Genomic DNA, 21,301 nt, shown 5'->3' with positions numbered 1-21,301 from the left:
GACCGTCTAAATATCCTTAGTCAGCTCGCCTGCTTCCTGGCCTACGCCAAAATAATTTTCCAGCTCCTTAAGTGTTGATGAACTGGTGGCTATATCTTTTATAATCACCCCCTTTTCCATCAGCAGGATACGGTCACATACATCGGTGATGTGGTTAAGATCATGGCTGGATACAATATTGGTTACGTTTTGGCTTCTATTAAGCTCCTTCAGCATGTTTTTTAGCCTAAACTGGGTACTGGGGTCAATGTTGGCAAAGGGCTCGTCAAGCATCAGCAATTCGGGTTTTTGCAGCACACAGGATGCCACACCAACCTTGCATTGGTTGCCTTTGGATAAGTCGCGGATGTATTTGCCTTTTTTCAGGATTTCGCCGTTAAAAAAATCAGATAGCTTTACCAGGGTTTCATCAACGGTGGCTTTGCTTTGCTGGTGCAGGCCGCCAATAAAGTACAGGTACTCTTCGGGGGTAAGATAATCTATCAGGAAACCTTCATCGAGGTAGGATGCGGTGTAGTTTTTCCAGTTTTCATGACCGGCCACAACTTCACCATTAGATAACACTTCACCTGTTTCGGGCCGAATGAGGTCAAGTATCATCCTGAACAGCGTGGTTTTACCCGCTCCGTTATTACCTACCAAGCCAACGCTTTCGCCCTTGTTAATTATCAGGTGCGGTACATCAACTACGGTTACGCCGTTATATATCTTTTTCAGGTTTTTTATTTCAATCATAATTATTTATTTCTGAAGCCTTCGGCTATTTGATATCTTTTTGTGCGATAGTCTGTTTCAAGCACTTTAACCCAGTAATTGCGGGTTAATACGCCTGCCAGACCGATAGCGGCAATTAAGGCAAGCCCGATATTGGGATGCTTTAATAACGCAAATGGGCCATATATTACAAACGGCGTAATCATTAACGGTAACGATAATATCCATTGGGTAGCGCCAACACCTTCCCAGTTAAAGGCCGCACCTTTCGACAAATCGAGCCGTTTAAAATTGCGATTGGCAAAATAAAGTACCATTGTTGTATTTACGCCAATATTCCACAGGTACATTATAAAGTGTGTAATCAATACGCGCCATCCAAAATAAACGTAAGGCGTAGTTAAGATAAAAAACACTGTTGATATGGTGGTAAACAACAGGTATTTAGCCTTAATAAAATCGGCAAAGCTAATTTTATTTACAAGCAACCCGTCAAAATGCGATGCCTGCCAGCCAAACATAAATTGCCCGTAATTAATAATGAAAATGCCGGTCATAAACATGCCCGCAAAAACCTTGTACCCATCACCATGGTAGTGGCTGTTAGAGTAAAAAATTAACCCGTAAAACATAAAAAACAAGCCCATAACCAATGCCGAGCGCGACCGCTTATTGCGTAAAACCAGCTTAATTTCATTTGCCGCCAGATCGCCTACAGAACCAAAGCGGGACAGGAAGGGGATATCGGTACTGCTTTTGTATGAGCTAACTTTGTGTGCGGTAAGGTCTTCAAGATAAAGGTTTTGCTTTAGGTATAAAAAATTTAAATAATACATAGCCAGGCCCAGGATAACCGGCAACAAGACCATAGCGGGCATGGTTAGTAATTTACCAAAAAAAGCGTAAGAGATGGCGCGTAGCGAAATGATATGCCATAAATAATCGCCCGTGATAATAAGGGCCAGTACTGCCGCCGAGATCAAAAATACCCAGCCGTTAATATTCGACTTTCTTTTAAGGTAAAGCGCCAGGTAATTATTAAATACAGTAAACCCGGCTATTGATACAACAAACGCCAACACTATAATTGCCCCGGAGTCGGGTGCTATTACTTTGAAGACAAATGGCAGAAACAATACAAAGGGCCACAAATTAAATACCGATAGTGATGCCGACAACGCCAGGTACTTTACCAGGAAATTCCTTGTTATGGGTAAATGCAGATAAGGTTGTACCCTAAGCGTAGGTAATTCCTGAAATTGTAACCGCATCAATAAATCGAACAAAAAATAAATAAGGATTATGCCGCAAAAAGGAATCACTAATTCCTCGTTAGGATAAAGCTGTTCGAGTATTTTATCCAGAAAGAAGCCTGCAGCAAGTACATTGATAAACAAGTACAGAATTAACAGCCCCATTACCACCCGGATGGCAATACTTTTTCCTGTGTTTTTTGATCGCCAGAAAGCTTTTAATTCATGACTGATAAAGGATGTAACCATAGGAATAGAATCAAGAGTTAAGAATCAAGAATTAAGACAAAAGCTTAAAGTGTTGTAAAAAAATCATGTTGCAAGATATAGATTTTATGAGCCTGATTGAAAACCGCGACTCAATAATATAAGCCAATTAATCAAACCCTCATTTTTGTCTTGACTCTTGATTCTAATATCTTGACTCTTCTTCAATACTTATACCTATCTCCCCAAAGTTTCTTTAACTTCTCTTTTGATTCATTTTCTCGGGCGTTGTTACCGGGCTCATAAATTTTTGTACCGCGGATAGCGTCGGGCAAAAAGTCAAGGTCGGTAAAATTGCCTTCATAGCTGTGGGCGTATTTATAATCTTTACCGTAGCCAATATTTTTCATGAATTTGGTGGGCGCGTTACGCAGGTGCAGGGGCACAGGCAAATCGCCAGTTTGCTTTACCAATGCCATAGCAGCGCCAATGGCTGTTGTAGCCGAATTACTTTTGGGCGATGTGGCCAGGTAAATTGCCGTTTGTGATAATATCAGCTGCGATTCGGGCATGCCTATCTTATTCACTGCCTCAAAACAACTTTGGGCCAATAGCAGGGCATTGGGATTGGCATTGCCAATATCCTCTGACGACAGGATAAGCATACGTCGGGCGATGAACAAAGGATCTTCCCCTCCTGCAATCATCCGGGCCAGCCAGTACACGGCACCGTTAGGATCGCTGCCGCGCATGGATTTAATAAAGGCCGAAATGATATCGTAATGCTGCTCGCCGGTTTTGTCATACAGCGCCATATTTTGTTGTACATGCTCCAGTACAACCTCGTCGGTTAAAACAATGTCGGCACTGTCAAAGGCGTTTACCAGCAACTCGAAAATATTGAGCAGCTTGCGCGCATCGCCGCCCGAGAGGCGCATAATGGCCTCGTGATCTTGTATGATAATGTGCTTTTCTTTCAACACCACATCTTCCTGCATCGATTTCTCCAGCAGGTTCAGCAAATCTTCTTCGGCGAGGGGCTGTAAAATATAAACCTGGCATCGCGACAATAAAGCCGAGATCACCTCGAAGGAAGGATTTTCGGTAGTGGCGCCAATAAGCGTAACTATGCCACGCTCAACGGCGCCCAGCAACGAGTCCTGCTGCGATTTGGAGAAGCGGTGGATCTCATCAATAAACAATATCGGCAGCGTTTGGCCGCCTTGCTTTAGCAGTGATGCTTTTTCGATAACTTCACGCACATCCTTCACGCCCGAGTTAATAGCACTGAGCGCAAAAAAAGGGCGATTTAAAGATTGTGATATAATATAAGCCAATGTAGTTTTACCTACCCCCGGCGGCCCCCAAAACAGCATCGACGGCAATGCGCCCGATTCGATGGCTTTGCGTAACACCGCCCCCGGCCCAACCAGGTGTTTTTGGCCTACATAATCATCCAGTGATTTTGGACGCATCCGTTCGGCTAATGGTGGGAGGTTGGTCATGTAGATGTGCAGATTTTAAATTTCAGATATGCAGATGATGGGCTGCAAATGTTTGTTAAAGGTGAATCATTCAAATGTGCAAAATGCCGCTGAATAAACAAAGCCCCACCGTTATTAAACGACGAGGCTTTCATAAAGTTTTTATCTGAACCTGGATTCATCAGATTAATGGATTACACAGATTACAGAAACTTGCAAATCCAAAAAATCTGATAAATCCGTTTAATTCGAGTTCAGACAAAAGTACATCTGATCAATCATCTGCACATCAATGGCTTACACTAATCCGTCTTCCTGCGCGCGTTTCAGTTTCCGTTTTTCAACTACGGCTGATACCAGGATGCCTACTTCGTATAAAGCAAACAAGGGGATACTTACTACGGTCATGGTCATCATATCTGGTGTTGGTGTAACAACCGCAGCAACAACCATAATAACGATGATAGCATACCGCCTGGTTTCACGCATAAATTTAGCGGTAAGGATACCCAGGTTTGATAGGATATACACCAAAATTGGCAGTTCAAACACGATGCCTGTTGCCAGGGTTAAGGTGGATACCGATGACAGGTACGAATCGATATCGAATAAATTCTTGATAGTTGCACTTACCGTATAGCCCGAAAGAAAGTTAATCGACTCGGGCGTAATAACATAGTAGCCAAATAATACACCAATAATGAACAATGCTGTTGCATAAAACACAAAACCAGATGCGGCTTTACGTTCCTTTTCGTGCAGGGCCGGGCGTACAAAACGCCAGATTTCAAACAATAAGTACGGGAAGCCCAGCGTAAGGCCAATAATTAATGACGAGTTGATTTGCAGGGTAAATTGCCCGGCCATCTCGGTATTAATTAATTGGATGTTTATTTTATCGATACAAAAACCCGGGCGGTGCAAAAGGTCGCCCAATGCGCAAAGCATCCGGTACGTCCAGAAGGTTGGCTTGCTTGGCCCCATGATAATGGTGTCAAAAATCCAATCGTAAAAATAAAACACAAAGCTTGTAATTACTACAATGGCTAAAGCCGATCGTATCAAATGCCATCTTAAGGCTTCCAGGTGATCGAAGAAGGACATTTCGGCCTCCATCGTTTTACCTTTATCTTTTATGGCTTTAATTAATTTATTGTCGCTCATTGTATGTTAAATACCGCTGTATAAACGCTATTGTGCTAAGTACGTTTTATTGAATGAAGATAGTTTGAATTTATTTTACATTTCAAACGTTTCCATAAACTTGGTGGTAAAATTACCGGCCCTGAAGTTTGGATCTTTTAACAATTTTAAATGGAACGGGATGGTTGTTTTTACCCCCTCAATCACAAACTCGCTTAAGGCGCGCTCCATGGTGCTCAAAGCTTCGTCGCGGGTTTGGGCGCAGCAAATTACTTTAGCAATCATCGAATCGTAGTTTGGCGGGATAACATAACCCGTGTATACGTGGGTATCTATACGCACACCATGGCCACCCGGCGAATGGAAGTTGGTGATTTTACCCGGTGACGGGCGGAAGTTATTGTAAGGGTCTTCGGCATTGATACGGCACTCAATGGCATGCATGGTTGGCTCGTAATTTTTACCCGAAATTGGGATACCGGCAGCCACTTTGATTTGTTCTTTGATCAAATCAAAATTAATTACCTCTTCGGTAACCGGGTGCTCAACCTGTATGCGGGTATTCATTTCCATAAAGTAAAAGTTGCGGTCTTTATCAACCAAAAACTCTACTGTACCGGCACCTTCATATTTAACGGCTTTGGCGCCTTTAATAGCGGCCTCACCCATTTTTTTACGCAGTTTTTCGGTCATGAAAGGCGATGGCGATTCTTCAACCAGTTTCTGGTGACGGCGCTGGATAGAGCAATCGCGTTCAGACAGGTGGCAAACTTTGCCATACTGATCGCCAACTACCTGTATTTCGATGTGGCGTGGGTCTTGTACATATTTTTCGAGGTACAAGCCATCGTTACCAAAAGCAGCACCTGATTCGGCCCGTGCCGAATCCCAGGCATTTTCAAACTCTTCGTCTTTCCAAACAATGCGCATCCCGCGGCCACCACCACCGGCAGTTGCTTTTAATATTACAGGGTAACCTATTTTATTAGCTATCGCGATGCCCGATTTAATATCGGTTAACAAACCATCAGAGCCTGGCACAATAGGTACGCCAGCCTTTTTCATGGTTTCTTTAGCCGAAGCTTTATCGCCCATGGAATTGATCTGATCGGCCGTAGCACCAATAAATTTGATACCGTACTCGGCGCAAATGGCCGAAAATTTGGCATTTTCCGAAAGAAAGCCATAGCCAGGATGTATTGCATCAGCATTGGTTAATTCGGCAGCCGAAATAATGTTTGGGATATTTAAGTAGGAATCGCGGCTTGGGGGGGGCCTATGCAAACAGCTTCATCAGCAAAACGTACGTGAAGGCTATCGCGGTCGGCAGTTGAATATACAGCTATGGTTTTAATACCCATCTCTTTACAGGTACGGATAATTCGCAGGGCTATTTCGCCCCGGTTAGCTATTAATATTTTTTTAAACATCTTTTAAATTTGAGGATTTGAGGATTTGAAGATTTGAAAATTATTAAATCACACCCATTTAAAAGGCGCATTTTCAAATCTTCAAATTTTCAAATCTTCAAATTAAACTAAACTGGTTCTACTAAAAATAAAGGCTGGTCGTACTCTACAGGTGATGCATTATCAACCAATACTTTCACAATACGGCCGGATATTTCCGACTCGATTTCGTTGAAAAGCTTCATGGCTTCAATAATACAAACCACGCTGCCGGTTTTAATTTCGTCGCCAATGTTTACAAACAACGGCTTATCAGGGCTTGCCGAGCGGTAAAAAGTACCAATCATTGGCGATTTGATTGTCAGATACTTTGATGTATCCGGGCCGGCAGGTGCTGCCGGGGCAACGGGTTCAGCTGCAACCGGTGCCGGTGGCAATACAACAGGCGCGGTTTGCGCCGGTATGCTGGCATGGATAACCTGCGGCTGTGTTTCGTTGGTTTTTATCGTAATCTTAAAATCCTTTTGCTCAATTGACACTTCGTTTACGCCAGATTTTGACACAAAGCGAATAAGGTCCTGAATTTGTTTAATATCCATAGTTGGGATTAATTGGTTGGGGACAAATTTTATATCTAAAGTTATACAAATGTGCAGATTTCAGATGTGCAAATATGCAGATGTTTTTTTTATGTGCAGATAAGCAAAGCTAAGATATGCAAAAGTGTTTTTAGTTATTATACATTAGTTAGTACTGCAACGATTTACAGTGTATTAAGACATCTTGTTAGATAAATAGTTAACATTGGCAACTTACAGATGTTTTTATTTTTTTCATCTGCACATCTGCGCATTATTCTTCTGCACATCTAAATTAATACGCCCATCTTAAATAGATGCTGCCCCAGGTAAAGCCGCCGCCAAAGGCTGCCAGTATCAGGGTATCACCTTTTTTAAATTTACTTTCCCACTCCCATAAGCATAATGGGATGGTGCCGTTTGTTGTATTGCCGTAACGTTCAATGTTAATAATTACTTTATCATCGCTTAAGCCTGTGCGCCTTGCAGTGGCATCGATAATACGCTTGTTGGCCTGGTGTGGCACCAGCCAGGCAACGTCTTCGCCGGTAAGGCCATTGCGCTCCATTACCTCATGAGCTACATCGGCCATATTGGTAACGGCAAATTTAAAAACAGCCTGTCCTTCCTGGTAAGCAAAATGTTCGTGATTGTCAACTGTTTCGTGCGATGCCGGGCGTACAGATCCACCAGCTTTTTGGTGCAGGTAGGTAACTCCGGCGCCATCGCTTTTTAAAATGGAGTCCATCACACCGTTACCTTCAAAGTTTGGCTCAAGCAATACGGCGCCGCAGCCATCACCAAAAATAATACAGGTGGCACGGTCCTGGTAGTTTACTATCGACGACATTTTATCGCCGCCTACAACCAGTACCTTTTGGTGTTTGCCACTCTCGATAAACTGCGATCCGGTAGCCAGGCCAAAAATAAAGCCCGAACATGCGGCCGAAAGATCATATCCCCAGGCATTTTTTGCCCCTATTTTATTAGCCAGAATATTGGCTGTAGCCGGGAAAACATAATCTGGCGTAGTAGTACAAAAAATGATCAGGTCAATTTCCTCGGCGCCGATGCCGCGTTTTTTCAGCAGCGCCTGTACCGCCGGAACGGCCATATCAGATGTGCCCAGGCCTTCGCCCTTTAATATGCGGCGCTCCTTAATGCCGGTACGGCTTACAATCCACTCGTCATTTGTATCAACCAATGTTTCCAGTTCCTGGTTGGTTAATACATAGTCGGGCACGTAACCATGTACAGCAGTAATAGCGGCATGAATTTTACTCATCTTTATATTTTTACTGAAAAGCTTGTTTAATTTTATCAACCAGGCCGCTCTCCACCATGTTTTTTGACAAAAGGACCATGTTTTTTATAGCCTCGGGGCTTGAAATGCCGTGGCCAACAACAACCGGTGCATTTACCCCCAGAATAGGGCTGCCGCCATATTGCTCATAGTTAAACCTATCAAAAAACTCATCTTTAAACTGTTTTTTGCGTGTAATAACATAAAACGTTTCGGCAAGCTTTAATATTACATTACCTGTAAAACCATCGCATACAAAAACGTCGGCCCCTTCGCTAAACAGGTCGCGGCCTTCAACATTACCAACAAAATTAAACAGCTTGGTTTCTTTCATCAAAGGATAGGTAGCCTGGCAAAGGATATTGCCTTTCTCTTCCTCCTCACCTATATTCATGAGGGCTACCCTTGGGTTTTGGATAGCATATACCGATTGGGCAAATAAGCTGCCCAGTACGCCAAATTGAAGCAATACCTCGGGTTTGCAATCGGCATTGGCGCCTACATCCAACAAAATACCCAAACCTCCTTTAAGTTTGGGTACAATGGTAGTCATGGCCGGGCGCACAACGCCTGGGATAGTTTTTACACTAAACATAGAACCAACCAGCATGGCGCCGGTGTTTCCTGCCGATGAAAATGCCTGAATTTTACCTTCCTTAAGCAACTGAAAGCCAACCGAAATACTCGAGTTTGGCTTTTGTACAATTGCTTTGGTAGGATGTTCGCCCATACCAATCACCTCGGTTGTATGCACAAACTCGAAATGATCGGGGCTAACATTATTTTCCTGAAGAATAGTAACCGCAGTGTCTTTATCTCCTATCAGCACCAGTTTTTGGTCGGCAGATAAAGCCTTATAAGCTTCGATTGCTCCTAAAACAGTTGCTTTGGGAGCATAATCACCGCCCATAATATCTAAGCCAATCTTCATTTTCAGAAAATAAACTTAGGCTACTGCTGCTTTCTCAATAAGTACTTTACCGTTATAGTAAACGTTACCATCAACAGTATAAGCCCTGTGCGGCAAGTGTATAGCACCGGTAGTTTGGCAAGTGGTTAAAGTTGGAGCTTCAGCTTTGTAATGAGTTCTGCGCTTATCTCTTCTTGATTTGGATATTTTACGTTTTGGATGTGGCATGATCCTGCTATTTTATTATTTATTTATTTTTTTGAGTACATCCCACCGTGGGTCTGTATCCTCAGTTTGTTCTTCGTTTCCTGCCAGGCTGTTAAGCCTGTCAAGCATTTCTTTATCACAATATGAAGTATTACCCTCATCGTTGCAAACCGATATAAATGGCATGGCAACGTTTATGTACTCATATATCAGCCCGGCAATATTAATCTCATGATCATTTTTGCTCAGGGTAATAATCTCGTCATCTTCATCAATCGGCTCCTCGCTAAACTTGGCAATTTGCTGTTCGGCAATATCCAGCGTTTGCGGATATTGGGCCAAACACCTGTCGCAGCTTGCATCAACGGTGCCTTTAATGTCAAAGTTCAGGATAATCATTGTCTCCTGTTTATCCAGCTCAACAACGCACTGCAAGTTAGCCTTTTTAACCAGCGAATATTCAAATTCGTCAAAAAAAGCATCATCAACAGTAAAATCAAACCGGTGTTTCCCCAGTTTTAATCCCGTAAAAGGAATCGAATATGTTCTAAGCGATTTCAATGAGCAACAATTAGCCCGCAAATGTATGGAAAAATACCATAACTGGAAAGTGTTTTTTGAAAAAGGCAAAAGGTGAAAGGCGAAAGGTAAAAGGTTGGCTATATGAGGTTGAACAACAAGCACTAAGATTGATTGCCATGATAACCAGCCAGGGCCAGTTTACCAACCCGGAAGATTGGCTCTGCATTGCAAAAAACATATAATGAATCCTTATTTATTCAGATAAATGTACTCTTTTATCCGGTAATCATGCTGCAGTGTCGGAATTTCCAGGTCGTGCTCCAATATCATCGTAGTTGCCGAAGGCATGTAAATGTTGTAGCCCACGCTTTTTAACGCCACCAGGTTTTCGGCATCTAACGCATAAACCTGCTGCGGCAAATTTTGCGATGCAGCTGCTGTAATGGAATAACCCTCAAAACTAACATGGTATTTAAAACCCAAGTTGGGTATGATATTGGTATTTACACGCAGCTTACTATCGGTATTTGAAGCCTCATAATCGGTATAAAAGGCGTTAAAGGCATGCGTATTTGAAATTGCTGCGGTGCTATCGCTGTTAAATACAACAAAATCGTTTTGGGTAAATTTACCGGGCGCTACCAGGTTGGGTATAGCGGTTTTTAAATCGAGCGTTTGAACACTATCTTTAGTGATATACCATTTGCCGGTTAACGAATAAGTGCTGGCTATTGTGGTGCCTGCACCCTGAGCACCGGTTACAGGTTTAGCCGAATTATCCTTTTTACAGGAGTTTAAACAAACCAACAAAACCGCGGCAATAAGCAAGTTAAAATTCCTTTTCATAAAATTTCCTGTTAACAAAAAATCGGCACGAAAACCGGTGTCCAAAATTCTACTTAAAGTTAAAAACAAGTATCCATAAAATTTGCCCGGAACAAATTTCATAACTAATAAATAATTTAGTTTTAACATCAGTAGCCTTGGATTTTAATATCATCTACCTTAATAATTATATGAATATATATATTAATTTAGCCCAGCTATCATATGCAATAATCCACCTTTTTATTACACAAAAGCCAGTTATTTATTTCCTGATTTTTCTATCGAATAATATCAATAACAATTTCAACCTAAGTACCATGACACACAAAACCGAACACAAAAAAGATCCCTCAAAAACAACCATCAGCCTTGAGCTTGCCAAAATCCGTATCGACAGGTGGCTAAATGCTATGCTGCAAATACCTGGCTTTAAAAAGAATCCAGATTCCATTCCGCGGGCTATTTACATCTCTTTTGATGACATTGATGCATTAAAAAAAGAATGTGAGCAATACTATTCAAAAGACACTTTGGTTGGCATCAGAGTGTATTTTGGGATAGCCGGCGAAACAATGCCTGTCTCGGCAACGCCCGACGATATGCGTGGGCTTGTTGTACCTGTTTTAAAGGTTCACCCTTCGGCGCCACATACCGATGCTGTACATAAGGATGCAAGCAATCCTAACCCGAACGATACCAATGTTTATGATTTCACTTCACCCTGCCCTCAATATTGCGATAAGCAAAGTGAATTATTTGTACCTATTTCTTAGACTAATCTTTTAGTATATCTGTAATGAAACACATATACGTTACAGTTTTAGTGCCTGCTACGGTGTTAGTACCAATAGGAGTAGGTTTAATAAAAACAGTTTACAAGGACGTTCCATCAAAAACAATGCTGTTATACTTGCTTTTTGCAGGTATAACAGATGTTGTAGAACGTATCTTAGGCGTTCACCATGTTAATAATCTACCTCTACTACATTTTTATACTATTGTTGAGTATTTATTTATAGTTAGGTACTTTCAATTGATATTAAATACCTCTAGTTCAAAATTATTTAAGATATCGTTAATAGCGTTTCCCGTTTTAAGTATCCTTGATTTTATTTTCATTCAGGATATCCATCAATATAACTCATACCCAAGACCTATCGCAGCAATAATTATTATTGCTTTTTGTGTTTACTATTTTTTCAGGTACAGTGAAAACGAAATTAAAAGTCACTGGTTTAGCGTTCCGTCAAACTGGATCTCTGCCGGCTTAATGATTTATTTCTCCAGTTCATTATTCTACTTTGCTTTCCTAAATATCATTTCGCAAAAAGCAAATCAGGGCAATCATTATATGAATCTCTATTTCATTTTCGGCGGGGTCCATGCTACCCTTGTATTACTAATGTACCTAATGGTAGCAGTTGGCTTTTTACAGGTAAAAAATGAAAGATAATATTTACGTTTTATTACTGATCAGCATGGGCGGCGTGTTCATGCTGGTAGTATCTTTCGTAGTTATTTTTATCCGCAACCAAAACAACCTGTTAAAAAAACAGCGCGAATTACAACAGGCGGAGCTCAGGCACCAGCAGGATCTGTTGAAAACAATTATCGTATCGCAGGAGGCGGAGCGCAAACGTATTGGCCAGGATTTGCATGACGATGTGGGCACTGCCCTGTCAAACCTCCGTATTACTATTGAATTGTTTAATAATACTGCCATTGGCGAGTTTTCAGACACCTGTAAACACCAGATAGATAAAATTGTACAGGATGTAAGGCATATCTCGCATAACCTGTCGCCCCCCGGTCTTGAACTGTATGGCTTTATGGGGACTTTGGAAGAGCTGGCCGAGTTTATTACCGCCACCGGTAAATTGCAGGTAAACATTACCGATAACACCAACTCGTTAACAGATCGGTTTGGTACCGATGTATCCCTGTCTTTATACCGGGTTTTTGAAGAATTACTAAACAATACCATTAAACATGCCAACGCCAGCCATGTAAATATTAATTTTGATGTAGCAGACGATCACCTGCTGATTAGTTACCACGACGACGGGCAAGGTATTGCTGCTGCCGATAAAACAAAAAAAGGAATGGGCAGGCAAAACATAGAAAGCAGGCTGAGCATTATTGGCGCAGCTTACCAAACAGATTGGCCAGGCGGCAATGGGTTTAATATGAGCATCCAGCTTAAAACAGATAATATTTAATGGAGCAAATTAGGGTAGCCATCGTCGACGATCAGAATATTTTCAGGCAAAGCCTGGCAATACTCATTAACAGTGTGCCCAATTTTGAGTTGGTTGCCGATGCCGGCAGCGCTGCTGCCCTGCTTGAAATTTTAAAAACAATCCCGTCCCTCCCCCAGGTACTGTTGCTGGATATGAATATGCCCGGCATGAACGGCATCGAGCTTAACCAATTGCTACAGCAACAATACCCGCAAATAAAAGTGATGGTGCTATCTGTACATTCGCAGGAAAGGCTTATCGCCAAAATGGTTTCGGCGGGTGCATCCGCTTATCTTTTTAAAAATTGCGATAAGGAAGAACTGATTACCGCCATTCAAACCGTTCATCACACCGGCTTTTACATTAACAGGCAAACACTGGCGGCTATCCAGAATGCCGCGGCCCGGCGTGGCAAAAGTACAAACGTTTTCAGCACCTCGCCCTTTGAGCTTACCAACCGCGAAAAAGAAGTGCTTGAACTGATCTGTAAAGAATATGCCAGCTCCGAAATTGCCCAAAAGCTATTTTTAAGCATCCGCACTGTAGAAGGCCATCGTAACAACCTGCTCCTTAAAACCCAAAGCCGCAATACCGCCGGCCTGGTATTGTACGCCGTAAAGCACCAGCTTATAGAGGTGATTTAGCCCTGGCGTACGTACTATTACTTTAACACCCCCGTATTACTACCTGATTTATATTAGCCGCATTACTGCGCTTAAACCGCCCGCCTATATCCCGTTACTTTGAAATGTCAAAACCAATAAGCGCTTAAAAATAAATAGACAAAGGCCGATACCGAAAAGCCTTAACAGAGTAGGTTTATCAAAAAAATTAAAACAATGGGAGGGTGCCAGATAAACAACCCGCAAAACCTAACCTAAAAAGGCAACTACCAAACAGCAACTATCCTTTTTTTAATCTGGCTATGCGTGTATCAGCCCGAGAGTAAACCATAGGATAAACTCACAAAAAAAATAAAAAATAAAAAACAAATCTCATGAGCGCAAAACAATCATTCCTTTCCGACCCTCATTATGGCTACGACTTTGTAGTAGCAACAACGCAGGCAAGTATCAATTCTACAATGAAAGAATACTTGTATAAAATTAAACAGCCAACAACATATATCTGTTTTTTGGCAGATTCTTTAGGCAACCCGACCACCCCTATTACGGTGGAAGATCTGGTAACAAAAACAGGTATCAACCCCTTTGATATCCCCGATGGTACGCCTTACAATGATGCCCGGATTACTAAGTTAACACAAAGTATGTTTGTGTGCGCATTAAAAATTACCGCAGGCCTGCCGGCTGGTATATTACCGGCAAATTTGCCCCCAACTATCGACCTGGGCTCGTCGGCATCAAATGTCACCTTCAATTTATTGTGCAGCGAATTTACGGTTATTCAAAACTCGCCGCCCAGTGGCTTTGGCGGTGTGGGTAGCTGGAATGTGTGGAGCCAGCCATCAGATACCCCATGGTATTTTTCCAACACCGTAAACTTGGTGTATGCCGATTTAGATAGGGAATTAAACACCACGTATTTTAATAACCACCCCGATGAACAGGCTGCTTTAAAAGCCAAACTTTATAACCTTGGTTCGGGTGCATTTAGTATTCAACAGTTACTTTTTGATTTGGATAACGCTGCCCTGCAAACTGTGCCCACGTTTAAGGGGATTCCTCCGGGTTCTAACGCAGCTTTAATGCTTACCAAATCGTTTACAAACCTGTATTTTGGCATTTTAAAGAATGAAGGCGAGCCTATATTATCTGTACGTGCCATATCCAATACGCCAGATGGGTCTACGTTAAGGTTAACGGCAATGGAACGGGTTGTAGACCAGTTTGTAGATGGCAATGGGATTGTAATATCCTCGCCAACGCCGGAGCAAAAAAACGTGGCTGCACTTTGTTATGTATGCGCGGCAGACAACAAACCTTTACCAGCGCTTTCATCGTTTACCTGGAATTGGGTGGAGCCATCAGAGGTAGACGACGAAAGCGGCATCATTGCCATTAACAGGAATACGATAGCCAATTATTTTAAAAACCAATTAATGCAAACGGCATCCCGTTCATGTATAGGCGTAAGTGTATATGTCAGTCACAACTCGGATAGCTGGATTACCGGTGTTGTGAATTATTCATGGACGTTGACCAAAAACAATACGCCACAAACTGCCGCGGTAGTATCTGAGGCCGGTAATCTTGGTACTATTATAAGGATAGGGTACACAAGCGAACAACGGGATACCACCGATTCCGGAGCTACTCACGGCGAATTGGATTTAGGCAGTAGCTACGACTGCACAGTAAGCGTAAGCGGCAACCAATTAACTATAGTACAACATTTAAAAATTCATGCGTACGTCAAATGGGATTTAAGTGGTACAGGCTGCGATGTTTATAATAAAACCATTACCGATGTATATACGTTATCGGCAAGCCAAAGCGGCGATTTGCTCCTGAGTGCCCCGGTAAGTACAACTAACGATCAGTCAGAAGACCCGGACCCAAGTTGGCTCGATAACCTGTTCACCAATATTAAAGATATAGCCAACGATGTTAAAAATACGGTAACCGGTTTTGTAGGCACAAGCTTTACAAGCTATTTACCTGGTGCGGATTTACGGAATTTTGTTTTTCCGGGTACAAAAGTATTTGCTTACAAAGACGCTTCATTTTCTGACAACCAGGACCTGGTTTGCAAAATTACCTATCAAAGCCCATCATAATTAATTTACACATCAAAGTTCATTGCCCGGCAGCTAAACTGCATTTTATAAGCCGGGATAGTCGTTTGCGGGCAATGAACTTTATTAAACTAAACCAGTCATGTCAAAAACAATTATCAATAGTTCATCAGAATTGATGACAAATTATGTGCATGCCTCTGTTGTATCGCCATTAAAAAAGTTTACGGCTTTGCAAAGCAACAACGGGCACGCCCTGTTATTTACTATAGGCACCAACGGCGCATTTAACCTTTTAAAAGAAGATAGCGGCACAACGGCGGCCGGTTGGTCTGATATAGATTTAAGTACGGCTCAAATTGCCAAAGATTTCCCCGGGAAATCAAATACAGTATGCCGCACTTTCGGTGCCAGCCAAAGTGTGCACGATGGTTCGGTAAGCTTGGCCATGATCGTCACTGATAACGATGGTGCCGATAGCCTGTATTTATCTTTAGGTAATTCCAATCAAAATTTAGCCTGGTGCAATGCTCCGGCCTGGGTTAATTACCCATATGATTGTCCAGATTTTAAAGCACCAAAACTACAGGTAGCAGATGTGTTTTTTTCGGAAAGTACAGGCGGGGTTGAGTACATAGTTATAGATATTATCCGCGACCCATCAAGCACTGTTAAAAATATTAAACGCTTTTATATCGATCAAACTAAACCAAATGAACACTACTGGCAGCTGCACGATATCAGTGTGGATGTTGAAGCCGGGCAATACAGCACTTGCATGGGCAGGATGCAAAATGGAATGATAGATGGTTTATATACAGCCGGAAAAGCGGCTGCAAACGGGCAGCTTATTTTTACACCGCTTCAAAACATATTTGGCGATGGGCCGGCCAATCCCACCTTACTTAATCTCCCAAATGGTTTAATTGCCGATAGTATAGCAGCATCCAGGAATTCCGATCTGTCAACCGATTTATTTTGCACAAGCGGCAACGGGTTATACTATTTTTCCAGTAGTACGCAGCTTACATCCGGGGCCGTAGGCCAGCCGCTATTCAATAACGATTTATTTGAAGAAGTGAAATACCTGTTTGCAGGCAGCACAAACGATAGGGTTTATGTTTGGGGTTTAAACGAAGCCAACCAGGTTTTTTACACCTATTGCCCGGTTAGCCAGATCACTATGGCATCTGCATGGAGTGTTCCTTTACCCATTTTAACAAAGGTTGATGTGATATCGCCCTACATCAATGCGGTAAACAATGGCAATACTTTTTTTGCCGTAGGCGATATCGACCTGGTAAAAATGACCCAATCGCCCGAGACAACTATCTGGAGACAGGAGCATATACACTTACCCGCGCCGTTACCTACTTCGCCAAGTATTAAAATAGATTCATATACTACACGGATAGTAGCTACAGACGAGTTTAACCAACCCTTGCCAAATCATTCTTTAATGATAAGCGCAGGCACACGCAGCAGCTTCTACATCAATAATCTTTATTATATTTTAGATACTAAAGCTATACCGGTAAGCACGGATGCGATGGGTTCAATAACCATTATCGAAAGTGTAAAATCATTAAACGGAAATAAAATCACGATATCTGATAGCGACAATACCCCATTGGCACAAATAGACCCGATGGCTAAAACAATTGATAAAGTTACGCAGCTTAATACCAGCAATGACTTAAAAAAGGCAACTATCACGTATCAAAACGGCAGCACAAAGCAATTGGTTGATTCGGGTGTATCAGATGATGATTTAAACGCCGCAGCCAAATCAAATGCCGCGCTAAAACAGGCTTACGATAAATTTAAGGCGCCTGACACTGCCCAGATGCTTAGAGTTAGCAGCAATGGGGCTTTAACTATAAGTGCTTTGAGTATTGGTGATAGCATAGTTGCCGATTTTGGCGACCTGTTAGGGTACCTGGATTCAGGTATAAATGCAGTTGTAAGTGTGATAGAGGATGAAGCGGGGCAAGTATGGCACTTTGTTGCCAAAATAGGCGAAAAAATTTATTCAAGCGTGTTAGATGCAGTCGAAAAGGTTTACTCGGCATTCGAATATGTATTTAACGCTATTAAAACAGCCATAAAAGATCTGATAGATTTTTTGAAGTTTTTGTTCGAGCTCGCAGACATGAAACGGACCCAGCAAGCCGTCAAAAACATGACTAACCTGTTCCTGCAATATCAAATTGATGGTTTAAAAGATTTAAAAACAAACTTCGATGGTTTTATCGGGGGCGTAGAGGCAAAGTTAGACGGCTGGCTTTTAAATAAGCCCAACCTTGATAATCTGGGCAGCGCCGCAGTGAATCAACTATCCAACCCCGGTCAGCATCAAACTGCCCCAAGCTACTTATTATCCCATCATTTAAATTCCAACATCAACAATGCAACTCTAACCAAAGCCGCGGCTGCTACAACCACCGCCGATCCTGATAATGTTATCGATGTACTATTAAACTTAATAAACCAGGAAGAGCAGGTGGTTATTGATACAGTGAGTAAAATAATCGACTTATTTAAAAATATCAATTCGATGCCTATCGCCGATATTGTAAAACAATTCCTGGATATTTTATCGCATACCATATTAGATACCGCAAAAAATGTTTTAGATGCTGTATTTGATGTGATTTTTATTGTCGCTAATAAAGTATTTGAATTGTTAAACGATGAATTTCATATCCCGGTAGTTTCAGATATCCTTGCCGATTTTGGTATTAGCCTGCCATCATTAATGGATATACTTACCTGGGTAGTGGCTATCCCGGGCACGTTATTGTATAAAGTTGTATTTAATGAGGCCCCATTTCCTGATAATGCCCAAACATCAAAATTCATTAACGCAAAATCATTTTCTGAGATTTTTGGCCAACCGGAAATGGTTAAAAACAAAATGATGGCAGGTGCTTTAACAGCAAATTTTGCCGCCGAAAACACAGCCACAACAAACAACAATACGGGCGATGCTAAAAGTTTTAAAGCATTTCATGTCATGAGCGGCATAGCAGGTATTTTAAACACGCCAGTGAGCGCAGCTGATGCCGTAGACCCAAATCCTGCGAATGAAGAAGGTAAAGCAAGTGCATTTTTCTCCATACTTAGTGGTGTTACCTGGGGCCTTGCCAGCTTCCTTGATCCACAACGGCCGGTGCAGGATACACCTTATTCAATAGCGGCAAAAGTGTTTTTAGGTTTAAGGATCTTTAACCTGGTGATTACATCCGGCAAGGTACCTGCAATTTCGCAGCACAGAAAAATTGGTTCAATAGCCGATGCTTTAATTGGTATTGCCAACCTTGTGTTTACTATAGAGCACCTGGTAGAGCTGAGTAACGAACCAGCCGATAACTCCCGGACGCTGGCCATATTAGACGAAACATCTTTTTGCTTATCATATCTCGTTCGATGGGGCTACTGTGCAGCGGTATGTGTAGATAACGCCTATGTTAAAGCAGGCGGTGTAGCAGCTATCGTTATCGGTAATTTAGGGTATTCGGGATTGCAGATAGCCGAAGCAGCCAGTTACAGCCAGTAATAAATATTTAATTCATACTGTAAAATTGTAAGGGGAAGCGAAAGCTATCCCCTTTTTATGAAATATTTTGTCCCCGCGGGGTTAAGCCTGATGTAGTACTGTGCCTCTCTAAAAAATAAACCTTCCTAAGCTTTATGGCCAGCTGCCATAAATTCAACCATACATTAATTTCCTTTTAAGCTGATGCGTATCACACTTAACGAATAGGGCGGTACTGCGTAGCTGCCCAGTTGCGCTACGCTGATTTCGGCATGTGAAGGCACTATGTTTTTAGGATTATCGATGGTGTTTTTATCAGATGGTTGCCCCTGCAACACCTCAATTGTGGCTTTGGTGGTAGCGATACCCAAACCCGCAAGATTTGCGCTGGCAGTTGCAGTATGCGGGCCGGCGTTCACTATTTTTAAAATAATATCGCCGGTTTTACTGTTTTGCACGCATGATGCTGCCAGGGTCGAGTCGGCACGGGCACCGGGCTGGTTAAATGATATAGCATTGGGAATGTACACATCGCCCTGGTTAGCCGAGAATAATTGCTGTACATAGTAATTTACCGTGGGTGCCAGGGTTTTGTTATTAAAATAGATGAGGTTGGGGTTCCATGAGGTATGTTTAAGATTGGCCAGCAGCGGCGCGTAGGATGCCATTTGCACAATATCGCCATTACGTTCAAGGCTGGTCATAAAAGCGGCTTCCGAAAGCGCGTTGACAAGGGTGTTGCCCCATGATGCATATTCGCCGATGTATACTTTTGATTTTGGCCGGCGGTAGCTGTCATACCGGTTATTATTTTTCAGGAACCATTCGGGCTTTTCGTAAAAGTGTTCGTCAACAACGGGCACCGATAGCTGGTCGGCAAACTTCCATCCAAGGTCGTAATCTTCACCTGCCGGTGAAGGGCCTACTGTGCCCACGATGGTAATTTCGGGATGTTTTGCACGTACGGCATCGTATATCATTTTAAAGCGGTCCCTGAAATCGTTGGTTTGCTTGTCCTCATTGCCAATACCCACATACTGCAGGTTAAAAGGTTTTGGATGGCCGGCTGTCGCCCGTTTGGAGCCCCAAACCGAGGTAACGGGCCCATTGGCATATTCTATCAGGTCGAGCACATCCTGGATATAGCTTTTCATTTCGGTCAAAGGAATTCCTTTTTGGCCGGTACCGCCTATCCGCCAGGTACCGCCCGAGTTTTGGCAGCTTACACCGGCCGCCACCACCGGCAGCGGTTTGGCGCCAATATCCTCGCAAAATCTAAAATACTCATAAAAGCCCAGGCCTGTGCTTTGGTGATAATTCCAGATGTTGCGCTGCTGTACACGCCGCTCAACAGGGCCAATGGTGTTTTTCCAGCGGTATATGTTATTAATACCATCGCCATGCACCAGGCAGCCGCCCGGAAAACGGAGAAACTTAGGCTGAAGATTGGCAACGGCCTGGGCAAGATCGGCCCGTAATCCGTTCGGCTCATTTTTAAAGGTATTGTGCGGAAACAACGAAACTTCGTCGATTGCCAATACCGAACGCTGCCGGGCAAGTACCGTGAGGCTTGCCGAATCGGCGTTTGCTGTGGCGGTAATAGTGCCTGTATACTTTTTCCATGGACCGGCCTGGGTTTGGAATGAAAATGTACCGTATACCGCGCCCTTGTCTCCGCGCAGCTGCACCTGCATATCAACAGGGTTGGCCGATATTTGCCTTACGTAGATAGAAAAATCATATTTCTGGCCGGCTATAATGCTGATGCCATCGTACCCGGCATTGGTAATGCCCACACCCTGCTGCCCGGCGTCATCGATATTCAGCTGCACATAGTGCGGATTGTTGGGATGCAGGGGTTTAGCTGTTTCTACAGATATGGTACCGTAACCATAGCCCTCGGTAGTGTACTCCCAGGCGGTTAGCGGGTTCCAGTTTTTTCTGTCGCTGGCGCTATACTCAAATGACCTGTTCTGGATAAGCTCGGCATACATGCCGCCATCGGCCGCGTAACTCAGGTCTTCAAAAAACACCCCAAACAGATCCTTGCTGATAGGTTTGGCACCCGGAATTTTAATTTTTTGCGCACCTAAAGAAGCACTACCCTGGCCACTGGCCAAATCAGTAATAAACAACAGAACCAGGCATAACACCGGCCAAACACGCTTAACAGACATCAGGTTTAATTTTTTGAGGTTTATAATTAATAATTGTGTAAAGAACAATTATTAACAAATATATGCCTTTTTGCGATAAATAAAAATTAG

17 protein-coding genes and 1 pseudogene are annotated in these 21,301 nt (G+C 42.7%); 6 read left to right on the top strand and 12 right to left on the bottom strand.

Translation table 11 applies throughout. The annotated features are described in order from the left end of the window. Positions 1-6 precede the first annotated feature (6 nt). The 11 genes and pseudogenes from FSB76_RS17105 to FSB76_RS17055 form a co-directional block, all read right to left on the bottom strand. Positions 7-735, bottom strand: coding sequence for an ABC transporter ATP-binding protein (locus FSB76_RS17105; protein ID WP_147055397.1), 729 nt, complete (start codon positions 733-735; stop codon positions 7-9). A 2-nt stretch (positions 736-737) separates the two neighbouring features. Then, on the bottom strand, positions 738-2,216 hold the full coding sequence (locus tag FSB76_RS17100; protein WP_147055395.1) for a DUF5687 family protein: 1,479 nt from the start codon (positions 2,214-2,216) through the stop codon (positions 738-740). Between the two features lie 182 nt (positions 2,217-2,398). After that, entirely contained in the window at positions 2,399-3,679 is a 1,281-nt protein-coding gene (locus tag FSB76_RS17095) for a replication-associated recombination protein A (protein ID WP_147055393.1), read from the bottom strand. A 276-nt stretch (positions 3,680-3,955) separates the two neighbouring features. Then, entirely contained in the window at positions 3,956-4,822 is an 867-nt protein-coding gene (gene tatC / locus FSB76_RS17090) for a twin-arginine translocase subunit TatC (protein ID WP_147055391.1), read from the bottom strand. Between the two features lie 75 nt (positions 4,823-4,897). Then, positions 4,898-6,231, bottom strand: a pseudogene (gene accC / locus FSB76_RS17085) (acetyl-CoA carboxylase biotin carboxylase subunit). A 107-nt stretch (positions 6,232-6,338) separates the two neighbouring features. Further along, positions 6,339-6,809, bottom strand: a complete 471-nt coding sequence (gene accB / locus FSB76_RS17080; RefSeq protein ID WP_147055389.1) for an acetyl-CoA carboxylase biotin carboxyl carrier protein — start codon at positions 6,807-6,809, stop codon at positions 6,339-6,341. 274 nt (positions 6,810-7,083) lie between these two features. Then, complete coding sequence (locus FSB76_RS17075; protein WP_147055387.1) at positions 7,084-8,073, bottom strand: beta-ketoacyl-ACP synthase III; 990 nt, start codon at positions 8,071-8,073, stop codon at positions 7,084-7,086. A 10-nt stretch (positions 8,074-8,083) separates the two neighbouring features. Continuing rightward, complete coding sequence (plsX, locus tag FSB76_RS17070; RefSeq protein ID WP_147055385.1) at positions 8,084-9,022, bottom strand: phosphate acyltransferase PlsX; 939 nt, start codon at positions 9,020-9,022, stop codon at positions 8,084-8,086. 15 nt (positions 9,023-9,037) lie between these two features. Then, positions 9,038-9,229, bottom strand: coding sequence for a 50S ribosomal protein L32 (gene rpmF / locus FSB76_RS17065; protein ID WP_090652090.1), 192 nt, complete (start codon positions 9,227-9,229; stop codon positions 9,038-9,040). A 15-nt stretch (positions 9,230-9,244) separates the two neighbouring features. Next, positions 9,245-9,769 (bottom strand): YceD family protein, encoded by a 525-nt coding sequence (locus tag FSB76_RS17060; protein ID WP_090652089.1) that lies wholly within the window; start codon positions 9,767-9,769, stop codon positions 9,245-9,247. A gap of 210 nt (positions 9,770-9,979) precedes the next feature. After that, positions 9,980-10,576: a hypothetical protein gene (locus FSB76_RS17055; protein WP_147055383.1), complete on the bottom strand. Its 597-nt coding sequence runs from the start codon at positions 10,574-10,576 to the stop codon at positions 9,980-9,982. 299 nt (positions 10,577-10,875) lie between these two features. Here FSB76_RS17055 and FSB76_RS17050 point away from each other — a divergent pair, with 299 nt between their 5' ends. From FSB76_RS17050 to FSB76_RS17025, 6 genes are all read left to right on the top strand, one after another. After that, positions 10,876-11,331: a hypothetical protein gene (locus tag FSB76_RS17050; protein ID WP_147055381.1), complete on the top strand. Its 456-nt coding sequence runs from the start codon at positions 10,876-10,878 to the stop codon at positions 11,329-11,331. 23 nt (positions 11,332-11,354) lie between these two features. Further along, the gene (locus FSB76_RS17045) at positions 11,355-12,011 is read left to right on the top strand and encodes a hypothetical protein (RefSeq protein WP_147055379.1); all 657 of its coding nucleotides are present in this window, start codon (positions 11,355-11,357) and stop codon (positions 12,009-12,011) included. Then, positions 12,001-12,777, top strand: coding sequence for a sensor histidine kinase (locus FSB76_RS17040; RefSeq protein ID WP_147055377.1), 777 nt, complete (start codon positions 12,001-12,003; stop codon positions 12,775-12,777). Before FSB76_RS17045 ends, FSB76_RS17040 begins: the two co-directional genes overlap by 11 nt. Continuing rightward, positions 12,777-13,442 carry a response regulator transcription factor gene (locus FSB76_RS17035; protein WP_147055375.1) on the top strand — a complete coding sequence of 222 codons (666 nt, stop codon included), beginning with the start codon at positions 12,777-12,779 and terminating at the stop codon, positions 13,440-13,442. Before FSB76_RS17040 ends, FSB76_RS17035 begins: the two co-directional genes overlap by 1 nt. A 353-nt stretch (positions 13,443-13,795) precedes the next feature. Continuing rightward, positions 13,796-15,538, top strand: coding sequence for a hypothetical protein (locus FSB76_RS17030; protein ID WP_147055373.1), 1,743 nt, complete (start codon positions 13,796-13,798; stop codon positions 15,536-15,538). Positions 15,539-15,638: 100 nt separating this feature from the next. Then, positions 15,639-19,055, top strand: coding sequence for a hypothetical protein (locus FSB76_RS17025; protein ID WP_147055372.1), 3,417 nt, complete (start codon positions 15,639-15,641; stop codon positions 19,053-19,055). 164 nt (positions 19,056-19,219) lie between these two features. On the opposite strand, the gene FSB76_RS17020 is transcribed toward FSB76_RS17025, so the two are convergent. Then, positions 19,220-21,211: an alpha-L-arabinofuranosidase C-terminal domain-containing protein gene (locus tag FSB76_RS17020; protein WP_147055370.1), complete on the bottom strand. Its 1,992-nt coding sequence runs from the start codon at positions 21,209-21,211 to the stop codon at positions 19,220-19,222. Positions 21,212-21,301: the final 90 nt, after the last annotated feature.

Source organism: Mucilaginibacter ginsenosidivorax (assembly GCF_007971525.1).
Classification (GTDB): domain Bacteria; phylum Bacteroidota; class Bacteroidia; order Sphingobacteriales; family Sphingobacteriaceae; genus Mucilaginibacter; species Mucilaginibacter ginsenosidivorax.
Note: the sequence above shows the minus strand (reverse complement) of the source record. Positions and strands in the feature narration are given on the sequence as shown.

Bases quoted from the DNA above. Each gene is read 5' to 3' on its own strand.
- FSB76_RS17055 (WP_147055383.1), bottom strand. From the start codon at position 10,576: ATGAAAAGGAATTTTAACTTGCTTATTGCCGCGGTTTTGTTGGTTTGT.
- accB (WP_147055389.1), bottom strand. From the start codon at position 6,809: ATGGATATTAAACAAATTCAGGACCTTATTCGCTTTGTGTCAAAATCT.
- FSB76_RS17020 (WP_147055370.1), bottom strand. From the start codon at position 21,211: ATGTCTGTTAAGCGTGTTTGGCCGGTGTTATGCCTGGTTCTGTTGTTT.
- FSB76_RS17100 (WP_147055395.1), bottom strand. From the start codon at position 2,216: ATGGTTACATCCTTTATCAGTCATGAATTAAAAGCTTTCTGGCGATCA.
- FSB76_RS17025 (WP_147055372.1), top strand. From the start codon at position 15,639: ATGTCAAAAACAATTATCAATAGTTCATCAGAATTGATGACAAATTAT.
- FSB76_RS17105 (WP_147055397.1), bottom strand. From the start codon at position 735: ATGATTGAAATAAAAAACCTGAAAAAGATATATAACGGCGTAACCGTA.
- FSB76_RS17035 (WP_147055375.1), top strand. From the start codon at position 12,777: ATGGAGCAAATTAGGGTAGCCATCGTCGACGATCAGAATATTTTCAGG.
- FSB76_RS17095 (WP_147055393.1), bottom strand. From the start codon at position 3,679: ATGACCAACCTCCCACCATTAGCCGAACGGATGCGTCCAAAATCACTG.
- FSB76_RS17030 (WP_147055373.1), top strand. From the start codon at position 13,796: ATGAGCGCAAAACAATCATTCCTTTCCGACCCTCATTATGGCTACGAC.
- FSB76_RS17040 (WP_147055377.1), top strand. From the start codon at position 12,001: ATGAAAGATAATATTTACGTTTTATTACTGATCAGCATGGGCGGCGTG.
- FSB76_RS17050 (WP_147055381.1), top strand. From the start codon at position 10,876: ATGACACACAAAACCGAACACAAAAAAGATCCCTCAAAAACAACCATC.
- rpmF (WP_090652090.1), bottom strand. From the start codon at position 9,229: ATGCCACATCCAAAACGTAAAATATCCAAATCAAGAAGAGATAAGCGC.
- FSB76_RS17045 (WP_147055379.1), top strand. From the start codon at position 11,355: ATGAAACACATATACGTTACAGTTTTAGTGCCTGCTACGGTGTTAGTA.
- tatC (WP_147055391.1), bottom strand. From the start codon at position 4,822: ATGAGCGACAATAAATTAATTAAAGCCATAAAAGATAAAGGTAAAACG.
- FSB76_RS17075 (WP_147055387.1), bottom strand. From the start codon at position 8,073: ATGAGTAAAATTCATGCCGCTATTACTGCTGTACATGGTTACGTGCCC.
- plsX (WP_147055385.1), bottom strand. From the start codon at position 9,022: ATGAAGATTGGCTTAGATATTATGGGCGGTGATTATGCTCCCAAAGCA.